Source organism: Roseateles microcysteis (genome assembly GCF_036880965.1).
Taxonomy (GTDB): domain Bacteria; phylum Pseudomonadota; class Gammaproteobacteria; order Burkholderiales; family Burkholderiaceae_C; genus JAUASW01.
The window spans coordinates 111,949-123,632 of sequence record NZ_JBAJMV010000008.1 but is presented as its reverse complement, the minus strand read 5'-3'; the positions used below and the strand labels follow the sequence as shown (position 1 = coordinate 123,632).

The 11,684-nt window shown below is 64.1% G+C and carries 11 protein-coding genes; 4 read left to right on the top strand and 7 right to left on the bottom strand.

Annotated features, from left to right (window positions below):
• Nucleotides 1–385: 385 nt before the first annotated feature.
• A complete protein-coding gene (locus V3596_RS21225) occupies nucleotides 386–1,810 on the bottom strand; it encodes an FAD-binding oxidoreductase (protein WP_334279835.1) in 1,425 nt (474 codons plus the stop codon).
• 98 nt (nucleotides 1,811–1,908) lie between these two features.
• Here V3596_RS21225 and V3596_RS21220 point away from each other — a divergent pair, with 98 nt between their 5' ends.
• Together V3596_RS21220 and V3596_RS21215 are read left to right on the top strand one after the other, a co-directional pair.
• Nucleotides 1,909–2,163, top strand: a complete 255-nt coding sequence (locus V3596_RS21220) for a hypothetical protein (protein WP_334279834.1) — start codon at nucleotides 1,909–1,911, stop codon at nucleotides 2,161–2,163.
• A gap of 37 nt (nucleotides 2,164–2,200) precedes the next feature.
• Nucleotides 2,201–2,815, top strand: a complete 615-nt coding sequence (locus tag V3596_RS21215) for a cob(I)yrinic acid a,c-diamide adenosyltransferase (protein ID WP_334279833.1) — start codon at nucleotides 2,201–2,203, stop codon at nucleotides 2,813–2,815.
• Between the two features lie 8 nt (nucleotides 2,816–2,823).
• On the opposite strand, the gene V3596_RS21210 is transcribed toward V3596_RS21215, so the two are convergent.
• Complete coding sequence (locus V3596_RS21210) at nucleotides 2,824–3,804, bottom strand: helix-turn-helix transcriptional regulator (RefSeq protein ID WP_334279832.1); 981 nt, start codon at nucleotides 3,802–3,804, stop codon at nucleotides 2,824–2,826.
• 129 nt (nucleotides 3,805–3,933) lie between these two features.
• Between V3596_RS21210 and V3596_RS21205 the strand changes: the two genes are divergently transcribed.
• Nucleotides 3,934–5,010 (top strand): hypothetical protein, encoded by a 1,077-nt coding sequence (locus V3596_RS21205; RefSeq protein WP_334279831.1) that lies wholly within the window; start codon nucleotides 3,934–3,936, stop codon nucleotides 5,008–5,010.
• Nucleotides 5,011–5,041: 31 nt separating this feature from the next.
• Here V3596_RS21205 and V3596_RS21200 read toward each other — a convergent pair whose 3' ends face one another.
• Both V3596_RS21200 and V3596_RS21195 read right to left on the bottom strand, forming a co-directional pair.
• On the bottom strand, nucleotides 5,042–5,260 hold the full coding sequence (locus tag V3596_RS21200) for a hypothetical protein (RefSeq protein WP_334279830.1): 219 nt from the start codon (nucleotides 5,258–5,260) through the stop codon (nucleotides 5,042–5,044).
• Between the two features lie 23 nt (nucleotides 5,261–5,283).
• On the bottom strand, nucleotides 5,284–5,802 hold the full coding sequence (locus tag V3596_RS21195) for a GNAT family N-acetyltransferase (RefSeq protein WP_334279829.1): 519 nt from the start codon (nucleotides 5,800–5,802) through the stop codon (nucleotides 5,284–5,286).
• Nucleotides 5,803–6,193: 391 nt separating this feature from the next.
• Here V3596_RS21195 and V3596_RS21190 point away from each other — a divergent pair, with 391 nt between their 5' ends.
• Complete coding sequence (locus V3596_RS21190) at nucleotides 6,194–9,298, top strand: TonB-dependent receptor (RefSeq protein ID WP_334279828.1); 3,105 nt, start codon at nucleotides 6,194–6,196, stop codon at nucleotides 9,296–9,298.
• A 116-nt stretch (nucleotides 9,299–9,414) separates the two neighbouring features.
• On the opposite strand, the gene V3596_RS21185 is transcribed toward V3596_RS21190, so the two are convergent.
• The 3 genes from V3596_RS21185 to V3596_RS21175 are packed head-to-tail and all read right to left on the bottom strand — an operon-like array spanning nucleotide 9,415 to nucleotide 11,509.
• On the bottom strand, nucleotides 9,415–9,750 hold the full coding sequence (locus V3596_RS21185) for a nucleotide pyrophosphohydrolase (RefSeq protein ID WP_334279827.1): 336 nt from the start codon (nucleotides 9,748–9,750) through the stop codon (nucleotides 9,415–9,417).
• Between the two features lie 6 nt (nucleotides 9,751–9,756).
• The gene (queE, locus tag V3596_RS21180) at nucleotides 9,757–10,392 is read right to left on the bottom strand and encodes a 7-carboxy-7-deazaguanine synthase (RefSeq protein WP_334279826.1); all 636 of its coding nucleotides are present in this window, start codon (nucleotides 10,390–10,392) and stop codon (nucleotides 9,757–9,759) included.
• A gap of 10 nt (nucleotides 10,393–10,402) precedes the next feature.
• Nucleotides 10,403–11,509, bottom strand: a complete 1,107-nt coding sequence (locus V3596_RS21175; protein WP_334279825.1) for a 6-carboxytetrahydropterin synthase — start codon at nucleotides 11,507–11,509, stop codon at nucleotides 10,403–10,405.
• Nucleotides 11,510–11,684: the final 175 nt, after the last annotated feature.

The window sequence follows — 11,684 nt, the reverse complement described above, 5'->3', positions numbered from 1 at the left end:
CGACATCGAACTTCCTCTTGCTGATATCCACACCTAGCTTCGTTCTCATGACGTTCCTTCGCAAAGCGCTTATCCGACTTGCGCACCCTGATATGCGGGGTCGCCACCGGAGAGGCTCCGGCACCGCCCCAAGACACCGTTCGAGCTGTCGCGTCGAATCCGCCGGGGGCACCAGTCTTTACCTCTGGCTCAAAGGCCATAGGGGGAGCGCGGCATCACCCTGACGGGCTTCGCTAAAGCGGAACGAAGCAGCGTGATTCTGATATCAGGAGGAGGATCGGGCGAAGCCCGGTCCGGGGGACAGGAGCACAAGCCCTCACCCGATGGCCTCGGCAGCGCGAAAGAAGGAACCAGCGTGTGGCTGCTAAGTGCCGACCGCCATCTTTCACAGTGTGAAGATCTTCCCCGGGTTCATGATGTTGCGCGGGTCCAGCCCGAGCTTGATCGAGCGCATCATCGCCACCGCGCCCTCGCCGGCCTCGTCGACCAGGAAGCCCTGCTTGTGCAGGCCAATGCCGTGCTCGCCGGTGCAGGTGCCTTCCAGACGCAGCGCCCGCGCCACCATCTGCGCGCTCAAGGCTTCGGCAGTCTCGCGCTCCGCGGGAATCTCCGGGTCGATCAGATAGCCCAGGTGGAAGTTGCCATCACCGACATGGCCGACGATGAAGTAAGGCAGGCCTGACGCCTCGACCTCCCGCACCGACTCGGCAATGCTCTCGGCCAGGCGCGAAATCGGCACGCAGGTGTCCGTGGTCACGCAGCGGCAGCCCGGCTTCATCTGCAGCGCTGAGAGGTAGGCATGGTGGCGAGCGGCCCACAGCCGGGTGCGGGCCTCGGGCGTCGTGGCCCAGTCGAAGTCTTCGCCACCGAATTCCTTCGCGATTTCCTGCACCGACTGCGCCTGCTCGGCCACGCCCGCCGCGGAGCCGTGAAACTCCATCAAGAGCATTGGCGCCTCGCGCAGCGCCAGCCGGTCGTGCTTGTTGACGGCGCGCACCGAGTTTGCATCCAGCAGCTCGCAACGCGCGATCGGAATGCCCATCTGGATGATCTGTATCGTCGTCTGCACCGCGGCGTCGATGCTCGGGAAAAAGCAGACCGCCGCCGAGACCGCCTCAGGCAGCGGATAGATACGCAGCGAAAGCTCGCTGATCACGCCCAGCGTGCCTTCGCTGCCCACCATCAGACGCGTCAGGTCATAGCCGGCACTGCTCTTGCGGGCGCGCGAGCCGGTGCTGATGGTCTCGCCGGAAGCAGTCACTACCTGCAGGCCCAGCACGTTCTCGCGCATGGTGCCGTAGCGCACCGCATTCGTGCCACTGGCACGCGTGGCCGCCATGCCGCCGAGCGTGGCATCGGCGCCAGGGTCGATGGGAAAGAACAGGCCGGCATGGCGCAGCTCGGCATTGAGCTGGTTGCGTGTCACGCCGGGCTGCACGGTCACCGTCAGGTCTTCCGCGTTGACGCGCAGGATCTTGTTCATCCGCGTCAGGTCCAGGCTGATGCCGCCCTGCACGGCCAGCAGATGGCCTTCCAACGAGCTGCCGGCGCCATAGGGGATCACCGGCACCGCATGTTCATTTGCCAGGGCGACGACAAAGGCCACTTCCTCGGTAGCTTCTGCAAACACCACGCAGTCCGGCGGCGGCGCATCGATAGGCGATTCATCCCGGCCATGCTGTTCGCGCACCGCCAGCGCGACGGAACAACGCGCACCCAAGCGATCGCCCAACGCAGCCAGCATGGCGGGCGGCACGGCGCGACCCGCGGCAGGGGCAGCGGCCATGGCAGCAGACAGGGCAGCGCTCATCAATCGATCTCCAAGGACTTCGGTCAATTCTAGGCAGGGCTTGTCAGCGGCCAGCCGCAGTGCCACGATGTCCGCATTGCAAGCACAGGAGTGTGGTCATGCAATGGATTGAACAGAACCTGGTCTGGTTGGCCGTCGCGGCGCTCGTTCTGCTGGCCCTGCTCAGCACCTTTCGCAGCGAGTTGCCGCTGCTGACCTGGCGTGAGCTGATGACGAAATTGGGCGCGCCGCGCGGCAGCGCAGAGATCGCACCACCGCCGGAGCATGTCCACCACAGCCCTGGCGCGCGCCCGCATGAGGCGATGCCGCACAAGCCCGCCTTCCACCGCAGCGGCAGACGCTCGATCCAGTGAGGCAAGATGCGGGTTTCGACGACTGAAGAACACCCGCATGGCCAACCGACTTTCACAGATCGCCACCCGCACCGGCGACGACGGCACGACCGGACTGAGCGACGGCTCGCGGGTGCCCAAGAACCACCTGCGCGTGCAGGCCATGGGCGATGTGGACGAGCTCAACTCGAACATCGGCGTGCTGCTGGCCGAGCCGCTGCCCGACGACATTCGCGAGCTCCTGATCACGATCCAGCACGAGCTCTTCAACCTGGGCGGCGAGCTGAGCATGCCCGGCTACGAGCTCTTGAAGATGGGCGCTGTGCTGCGCCTGGACGAAGCCCTCGCCCACTACAACGCCAACCTGCCGCGGCTGAAGGAATTCATCCTGCCGGCGGGCACACGCAGCGCTGCCATTGCCCATGTCTGCCGCACGGTGGCGCGCCGGGCCGAGCGTACCGTCATCACCCTGGTGGGCAGCGAGCCTGTCAATGCGCCGCCACGGCAATATCTGAATCGCCTGTCCGACCTGATGTTCGTGCTGGCCCGCGTGCTCAACCGCGCCAACCTTGATGGCAAGGGCGGCGACGACATGTACTGGAACAGCGCCCGCCTGAAGCGCTACGAAGAAGCCGACAAGGCCGAGCAGGAAGCCGCCGGGAAGGTCGGCTGATCGATCCATCAGCCCAGCTTTGCCACCGCCTCGCGCAGCCGCCTGGCATAGGCTTCACGCAAGGCCGGTGGCGCCATCACCTCGACCTGGCCGGCATGGCGCCACAGGTCCATCAAGAGTTCGGTCGCGTCAACGAAAGGCACCTGCAGGCGCCAGCGCCCATCGTCCAGCCACGCGCTCTGCTGCTGCGGATGCCACTCCTCACGTGAGACCCAGGCGGCCGCCTCGGCACTGAACACCAGCTCGGCGCGCTGCTCCTGGCCGCCGGCAAAGATGCCGTAGCCACGGTCCAGCTCCTCTTCCAGTTGCTTGACCGACAGCGTGCGGGCCTTGTCCTGCAAAGGCTCGGCCGCTTCCATCGCATCCAGCGCAAAACGGCGCAGGCCCTCGCTGCGGTGGCACCATGCATCCAGGTACCAGGTGTTTCGATAATGAACCAGGCGCTGCGGCGAGACCTCGCGCTCGCTCGTTTCGCCACCGCCAGGGCCCCGCTTCAGGTAGCGCAGCTTCAGCCGCTGGCGCTTCACCACTGCGCTGCCCACGGTTTCGAAAAAGGCCGAGGGCGCGCGTCGCCGCGCGGTATTGATCAGCTTGATGCGCCGTGTCAGTTCGCGCGCCTCGGCCGGATCGCTGCCCAGCATGCCGGTGAGCTTGTCGAACATGGGCTGCAGGTGGCGACCGAGGATGCCTTCCTCATCGAGGCTGGACAGCAACTGATGCATCGTCAGGAGCGCGTGCAACTCCTTCTCGCTGAACCAGACGCCGGGCAACTCATGCTGGGCCTGGCCTTTCCAATGCTGCACGAGGCGGTAGCCGTTGGCCATGACGTCGTACTCGATGGGCGCATCCATGCGCTCGCGCAGGTACTGCAGGTCACGCTTCAAGGTGGCCGGCGACACCTCCAGCGCCTCCAGGAGCGCCGCAAAGCTGACGCACTCCCGGCTGCGGATGAGCATCTCGATCTTGTAGAAGCGTTCAGTGCGATCCATTGCGATCCGTTTTTCTTGGCTGTTTTTGCTGGCTCACGTCATGAGCTACCTGGCCGCGAGACTGTGCCACAAGCCTGAAGCAGGAACAGCAGGCCAGATGAATCGAATCGCCAACCAGGAGCACCAACCATGGCCCAGATCTCCAGCCCCGCTACCCTTGCCGCCACCAGCACCACCCATGCCCAGATCGAACTCGGGCTGGAAGCCGCAGCCGTGCGGCAGCCCGCCGAGGCTTCGGCCCACAGCCGCCTGGGCTACGAGCTGGGCTGGGACTTCGCCCACCACGGCCTCACACCACCGATCGAGCACCTGTTCAACGCCTCGCCGCTGCTGCAAGGCTGGCAGGCCGGCCGCGCCACTTTTGGCGCCCGCACGCTGAAGGCCTCGCGCCAAGTGAGCCTCTGGCTGCACCTGCGCACCCATGCCTGGGCCCGCGGCCGCCAGTTCGAGGCAATGCAATTGACGCCCAACTACCTGCAGCAGCTGGACAGCACGCATTGCCCCATCCTGCGCAGCCCGCTGGACGGCCAGGGCTCGATCGACCGGGTTCGGGACGACGCCGGCTATGCCGCCGGCAACCTGGTCCTGATGAGCACGGCGGCCAACCGGGCCAAGGCCCGCCACAGCCATGCCAGCGCGGCCGAGCTGGCGCAAAGCGTGAGCCAGGGCCCCATCCAGAAGATTGCCGGCCTCGGCCCGCAGGAATGGCAGCGCGTGGCCGTGCTGTGCAGCTTCGTGACCGAACTGCCGCATGAAGACGCCGCGCAGATTCCCTTGAGCGTGCTGCCGCCGAACCGCCTGCGCCTGTTCAACCCGATCCAGGCCTTGCAGGCCCTGCTGACGCGCCAGTTGGCCACCCCCGGCTGGAGCCAGCGCCTGTCGCGCCTGGAAGCTTTGCTGACCAGCCAGGAGTCAAAGGCCGACTTCAACCGCTTCGTGATGGCGCTGGTGCCGCGCGTCTTGAAGGTCGATGCCCTGGAGCAGCCGCATGAGATCCGCTGGGCGCTCGAAGACGCCTGGGGCGATGCCCTGGTGATGAAGCGCTGGACCCGCTTTGCGCTGGGCCTCACGGCCGAGCAGGCGGAAAACCTGGTCCAGCGCGCGGCCGCCAAGCGGCTCTCGCCCGTCCATGTGCAAAAGCATGGCAGCGAGATGGCCACCGAGGGCTGGGCGCTGTCGCGCCGCGGCTATCGCGCGGCGTCCTGAGGTCGCTTCGTCTCAGACTGGAGCGCAGGGCTCAGCCGGGCAGGCCCTGGCTCAGCTTCTCGACCGCGCCGCTCTGGTCTTGCAAGGCCACGTGATAGCCCTGGCCGACAAACCAGTCGGCCCACTGCTTGGCCCTGCCCTTGCCCGGCAACCACGGGCCGGACTTGTCCACATGCACATGGCTGCCACGGCGCTCGTAGAACACGACGCGCCACATGCCGCCACCCATGGAGGTGTCGAACTTGTTCATCGCCTGCGCGCTTCGAACAAGCCTCAGACCAGGCTGCGTTGCAGGCGCAATTCCTCGAGTCGAGCGCCACCGACCTCGGTGGTCTTCACACTGCCCAGTTCGCGCTTGAAGCCAGCCAGCTCGAAAAAGCGCAGCGCACGTTCATTGCGCAGATAGGTCCACAGCGTGACCTTGGTGCAGCCTTCTTCCTGGAGCCCGTCGCGAGCGGCGTCCCACAAGGCCAGGCCCACGCCCTTGTCCCAGTGGATGGGCGAGGCGTAGATGGCCCAGATCTCGCCGGTAGTGGCCGGCGTGCCCTTGTCGCGCGAGCGATCAAAGCCGGCAAAGCCCATGATCTGGTTGTCCAGATGGGCCACCAGCACTTGCGGCTCGGCGTAGTCGATGGCCTCGCGCCAGAAGGCCTGGCGCTTCTGCACCGAGATGCCGTCCAGCGTGGCGGCGGGCAGGAGATCCTTGTAGGCATCCTGCCAGGCAGCAACATGGATCTCGGCGATGGCTTTGGCATCACGCAAGGTGGCGGGGCGGACCTGGATACTCGACATAGGCAAGGAACTGGGGAAACAAAGGGTCGGCGAAAGGGCAGGATTGTCCTTGCCCTGCAGCCTTCGCGGGCCGCTTGACAGAGTGAAATTTTCTGCTTCCAACCCGTCACTGCCGAAAGCGCATTTCGGTGCCGCCGCCGGGCACCCGCCCATGCCAAAAGACACAGGTACTTCAAGCCTCAAACAAAGTCATCGACCCAACTCTTCGGTGACAAAGCACTTCAAATGCCCATGGACGGCGTTGCTTTCGCGCCGAATCGTTGGGTTTGCAGGGGTGACAAAGAAATGCACCTGCAATGAAACTCGTCGGTCGTCGGCGTGACGCTGGCCGCAATTCCAGGCGTCTGGGCGCACAACGCCCCTCGACTTTCATTCACGAATCGGAGAGGTTATGAATCGTACAAATGGGGTGACCCCCCTCAATGCAGGCGCGCTGCTGCGTCGCTCAGCTGTGGCCGTTGCTGTCGGCCTGGCACTGACGTCCGGCACCGCTGTCTACGCTCAGTCCACCACCAACGGTAACGTCTACGGCCAGGTCACTGCAGCCGCCGGCACCGTCATCGTGCTGGAAAACGTCGCGACCGGCGCCAAGCGCACGATCACGCCGGAAACCAACGGCAGCTTCAACGCCACGGCCCTGCTGCCCGGCACCTATCGCGCCCAGCTGACCATTGGCGGCAAGGTGACCAGCACCGACACCATCGAAGTGGTGGCCGGTCAAGGTGTGGAGCTGCGCTTCGGCGGTGCTGCCGTCACGACCTCCCTGGAAACCGTCCGCGTGACGGGCCGCCGCCAGACCATCGACGTCTCGCGCTCCAACAGCGGCGCCGTGTTCACGTCCAAGGAACTGGCCGCACTGCCGGTGCAACCTTCGGTGGCATCGGTGGTCCAGCTGGCTCCGAACACCACCAAGGCCGACTTCCGCTACGGCAACAATGCCGCCAGCTTCGGCGGCTCGGGTTCTTCGGAGAACTCGGTCTACATCAACGGTTTCACGGCCACGAACGGCATGTTCCAGGTCGGCTACTCCTCGCTGCCCTTCGGCGCAATCGCTTCGACCAGCGTGATCACTGGCGGCTACGGCGCTGAATTCGGCCGTTCGACTGGTGGCGTGATCAACATCACCACCAAGTCCGGCACCAACGAGTGGGAATTCAACGGCGGCTTCTCCTGGGCCCCGAACACGCTGCGCTCGGTGGCCAAGGACATCGTCTACGCCAACCCAGGCCTGCCCGCCACCGACGGCAAGCTCTTCTACTACAACGGCTCGAACACGCAGACCGAGAAGATCTACAACCTGTCGCTGAGCGGCCCCATCATCAAGGACAAGCTGTTCTTCTACTTCGGCACCGAAATCGGCAAGCGCACACAGGAAGGCACCCGCCTGGCCTCCAATGCCACCGGCATCGGCACCACAGGCTGGCTGAAGCAAGAATCTACGGTCCCCCGCACGCTGCTGAAGCTGGACTGGAACATCACCGATGATCACCATCTGGAGTTCACCGGCATCCGCGACACGACCAAGACCAAGGATCGTTACAGCGGCTTCGACTACAACACGCTGCAGCACAACAACATCGTGGCCGGCGGCGCCGACTTCGAGAACTACGCTGCAGGTGTGCCTTTCCTGACGGCCACCGGCGCTGCCATGTCGGCTGGTCAGGGCGCTGACCTGAACATCCTGAAGTACACCGGCTACATCACCGACGACCTGACGGTGCAGGCCCTGGTGGGTACCAGCAAGACCAAGCGCAAGCAGACCCCGCTGGGCTATGTGCCAGGCCTGTATCCGGTGACCGCCGCGATCGAAAACCGCGCACCTGGCATCAACTACATCCCGACCCAGACGCAGGGCTTCGTCTCTGCCCTGCTGCGTGATGATGCACAGGACAAGAACCTGGGCTTCCGCTTCGACATCGAGTACAAGATCGGCTCGCAGCACACGCTGCGCGGCGGTGTGGACTCCAACGACATCAAGGCAGCCAACGGCACGTCCGCCGCTGGTGGTGGCAACTACACCTACCTGAAGTCGCCGAACCCGACCGTTCTGTCGGCCGGCATGACTGCCACGCCGGCAAGCACCGGCAGCCCGCTGGGTGCGCTGGGTTACTACGTCAGCGAGAACCATCAGGCCGTGGGTGCCAACCCGCGTGTCAAGCAGGCTGCGCAGTACATCGAAGACCGCTACCAGATGACCAAGCAGCTGCTGCTGACTTTCGGTCTGCGTAACGAGCAGTTCACGAACTACAACACCATCGGCGAAACCATCATCAAGAAGGATCGCCAGATCGCTCCCCGCTTCTCCGCAGCATGGGACGTCAATGGTGATGCCAGCCTGAAGGTCTACGGTACGGCCGGTCGCTACCACCTGCAGATCCCGGCCAACCTGGCCGTGCGTTTTGCCGGCGGTTCGCTCAACACCCAGCACTTCTACACCTACACCGGTGTGGACCCAGTCACGGGCAAGCCGCTGGGCATGCAGTCCATCAGCAACGACTACTCGCCCAACAACGAGTTCGGCGTGCCGCCGGTGGGCAAGTCGATTGCCGCACTCGACATCGATTCGAACACGCAAGACGAGTTCACGATCGGTTTCGAGAAGGCACTGAGCACCGAGTGGACGGGTGGCATGCGCCTCAATGTGCGCAAGCTCAAGAGCTCGATCGACGACGTGTCTGATGGCCGTCCGTTCGCCAAGTACCTGACACCGGCCGAAGGCGCCTACGTCGTCAACAACTGGCACGGCGCGCTGTTCAACCCAGGCAAGAGCAACACGTTCTACGTGGAAGTCTCGCCGGGCAACTACAAGACCGTCACGATCCCATGGAACGAGTTCGGTTTCCCTGAAGGCCTGAAGCGCCAGTACTGGGCTGTGGACTTCACGCTCGAACACCCGATGCGCAATGGCTGGTACGCCAAGATCAACTACACCCGCGCGAAGAGCACCGGCAACACCGAAGGTCAGCAGAAGTCTGACAACGGCCAGGCCGATGTGGGCTTCACTTCGGTGTGGGACTTCCCGGAGAACATGATCAACTCCACGGGTCCGCTGCCTAACATGCGCAAGCATCAGATCAAGGCTTACGGCGTGTACCAGATCAACGACGAGATCTCGATCAGCGGCAATGCGCTGATTGCATCGGGCCGTCCGCGTTCCTGCACGTCCATCCTGCCGCCGGCACAGGATCCGCTGGGTCTGAGCAGCGGCTACGGCTCGATCTTCTTCGCCTGCCCTGGCGCGTCGGGTCGCGGTGGTCTGGGCTACCTGCCTTGGGAAAAGCGCCTGGATGTGGCTCTGATGTACAAGCCGGGCTGGTTCAAGGGCCTGACCCTGAAGGCCGACGTGTTCAATATCTTCAACGAGCAGACCCCCACGGCTGTGAACGAAGCGCTGAACACGGCCGCAGGTGCCATCAACTCGCAGTCGCAGATGATCCAGAACTACACGGCTCCTCGCGCCGTGATGTTCTCGGCTCAGTACAACCACAAGTTCTGATGAGCTTGGCACTGGCCTCCTGAAAGGGAAGCCAGTCAATAACAAAGGCCCGGTTGCGCAAGCCCCGGGCCTTTTCTCATGGCATCACTGAACCTGCTCAGGCGCTCGCTGCAAATTCAGGGTGCCGGGTACTTCAAGCCGTTCTTGACCAGCTTGGCCTCCACGGCCGCTGCAATGTCCACACCGCTGTGGTCGGCGATCTGCAGGAGGTAGAGCATCACGTCGGCGATCTCCTCACCCAGGTGCTGGTGCCGGGCCGCGTCGCTCGCTATCGCCGCGCTTTCCTCGGGGGTGAGCCACTGGAAGATCTCGACCAGCTCGGCCGCCTCCACCACCATTGCCATGGCGAGATTCTTGGGCGTCTGGTAGGGCTCCCATTGCCGCGCCGCGGCGAAGGCGCGCAGGCGGCTCTGAAGGCCTGCAATGTCCAGCGGCAAGTTGCTGCTGCCCATGCTCATTCAGTCAATGCCCACGATCTTGTGCATTTGCATCGAGAGCCGCCATTGCGGATGCGCCATGCAGTAATCCACCGCTTCACGCGTGTGCTGCTTCTGCAGAATCGAATCCATCGGCTGCAGGAAGAAATTCTGGAAGGCGAGCGACTCGAAGCGCTCGGGCGGCGCCAGGGGCTGCGGATAGACCAGCTTCAACTCGTGCCCACTCTTGAGCACCAGCTCCGCGTCGGCCTTGGGGCTGACACAGATCCAGTCCAGGCCGGCCGGCGCTGGCTGCGTGCCATTGGTCTCAACGGCGACTTCGAATCCATGGCCATGGAAGGCCTCGATCAAGGGCTCATCGAGCTGCAAAAGGGGCTCGCCGCCGGTACAGACCACATAGGGCTTGCCAGGCTGGCCCTTGGGCCACAAGGCGGCCACTGCGGCTGCCAGCTCTGCAGCCGTGACGAACTTGCCGCCGCCCTGCCCATCGGTGCCGACGAAATCGGTATCGCAGAAATTGCAGACGGCACTCGCACGATCCTGCTCACGACCCGTCCACAGATTGCAGCCCGCAAAACGGCAGAACACCGCCGCACGGCCGGCTTGCGCGCCCTCGCCCTGCAGCGTGTAGAACATCTCCTTCACGGCATAAGTCATGTTCAACGCCTCACACCGGGATCAGCTCATCGATGCCGACAGCGCTGACGATGGCGCCAGAGCCACGGGTTTCATACATGTCGACACGGTCCAGGTGCGGCAACACCACGCGGCCCTTGGCCAGCACCCAGGCCGACAGGCTGGCGGTATCGCCATCGGGCAGATCGGCAATCTCGAACAGCGGACGGTGATCGATGGCCTTGAAGATCGGATCGAACAAGGTCTTCACGTCGCCAAAGTCGACGGTCCAGCCAGCGAATTCATCGAGTTCGGCGCCGAGATGCAGGCGCAGCGTGTAGGTGTGGCCATGGATGCCGCGCAAGACATGGCCCTCGGGTGCCCGCTTCAGCTGGATCGCGCTGTCCAGCGTCAGCTCTTTCCAGATCCGGTAGTTGCGGCCATCGAAATTGGCACCGCAGCTGCCGGTTTCATAGACGGTCACCCAGGACAGCTCAGGAAGCTGCGGCTTGATGCGTTGCCACAGCCAGGCCGAGATCACTTCGCTGGTCGGGTTGTCCAGACCTTCGATCTGGTTCAGGCACTGGTAGTTCAAGACCATGTGCAGGGGCGCCCAGATCTCGTCCAGGTGGTCGTAGTCGATGCTCAGGTCGCGTTCGCCCAGGTCCTGGTTGGCATGCAGGATGACCTCGAAGCCGTGGCCATGCATGCGGCCGCATTTGTGGCCCAGGGGCACATTGGGCAGCTGATGTGCCGCTTGAAAACGATAGCGCCGCCAGACATGGGCCTGGCCCGAGGCATCCAGATCGACGCCCGAATGCTGGGTGCTCTGAACACCGATCTGCTGGATGCCCTGCACATCGAACTCGGCCTGCAGACGCTCGCGTATCCAGCGGGCGATGTTCTCGTCGGTGGGCTGTTCAACCACCCGGTTCAGCAGCGCATGGTCCAGCGGTGCCACGCAGGCCTCCAGGCGGCGGCGCAGCTCTTCGACCTCGCCACCGGGGAATGGGGCCCAGCCGGCTGGCAGCTGGGCCCGCACGGTCGCGAAATAGCTGTGGCCATGCAGCCCATGGCTGCGATGGTTCAGGGCCAGCATCGGGATCTGGCAGGCGGATTCAAAGCCGGCGGAAGCGGTGTAAAGCGTGGCGGTGTTCATGCAGGGACAACAAGCCCAGCCTCCTCGGTGGCGGCTGGCAGCTCAGCAGTGTGACATGGCAGCCTGGGACCGGCCAAACCGGCCTGCGGCCCTGTGGTTTGTGCACACGGCAGAAGAACTCTCTTATTCAATGACGATATTGTTTTTCAGATTGGTGGTCGTAGTAGAGGGCGCC

What these genes read in the sequence shown, in the direction of transcription:
- queE (WP_334279826.1), bottom strand. Translation starts at nt 10,392, where the DNA reads ATGACTTATGCCGTGAAGGAGATGTTCTACACGCTGCAGGGCGAGGGC.
- V3596_RS21190 (WP_334279828.1), top strand. Translation starts at nt 6,194, where the DNA reads ATGAATCGTACAAATGGGGTGACCCCCCTCAATGCAGGCGCGCTGCTG.
- V3596_RS21195 (WP_334279829.1), bottom strand. Translation starts at nt 5,802, where the DNA reads ATGTCGAGTATCCAGGTCCGCCCCGCCACCTTGCGTGATGCCAAAGCC.
- V3596_RS21215 (WP_334279833.1), top strand. Translation starts at nt 2,201, where the DNA reads ATGGCCAACCGACTTTCACAGATCGCCACCCGCACCGGCGACGACGGC.
- V3596_RS21175 (WP_334279825.1), bottom strand. Translation starts at nt 11,509, where the DNA reads ATGAACACCGCCACGCTTTACACCGCTTCCGCCGGCTTTGAATCCGCC.
- V3596_RS21225 (WP_334279835.1), bottom strand. Translation starts at nt 1,810, where the DNA reads ATGAGCGCTGCCCTGTCTGCTGCCATGGCCGCTGCCCCTGCCGCGGGT.
- V3596_RS21210 (WP_334279832.1), bottom strand. Translation starts at nt 3,804, where the DNA reads ATGGATCGCACTGAACGCTTCTACAAGATCGAGATGCTCATCCGCAGC.
- V3596_RS21220 (WP_334279834.1), top strand. Translation starts at nt 1,909, where the DNA reads ATGCAATGGATTGAACAGAACCTGGTCTGGTTGGCCGTCGCGGCGCTC.
- V3596_RS21205 (WP_334279831.1), top strand. Translation starts at nt 3,934, where the DNA reads ATGGCCCAGATCTCCAGCCCCGCTACCCTTGCCGCCACCAGCACCACC.
- V3596_RS21185 (WP_334279827.1), bottom strand. Translation starts at nt 9,750, where the DNA reads ATGGGCAGCAGCAACTTGCCGCTGGACATTGCAGGCCTTCAGAGCCGC.
- V3596_RS21200 (WP_334279830.1), bottom strand. Translation starts at nt 5,260, where the DNA reads ATGAACAAGTTCGACACCTCCATGGGTGGCGGCATGTGGCGCGTCGTG.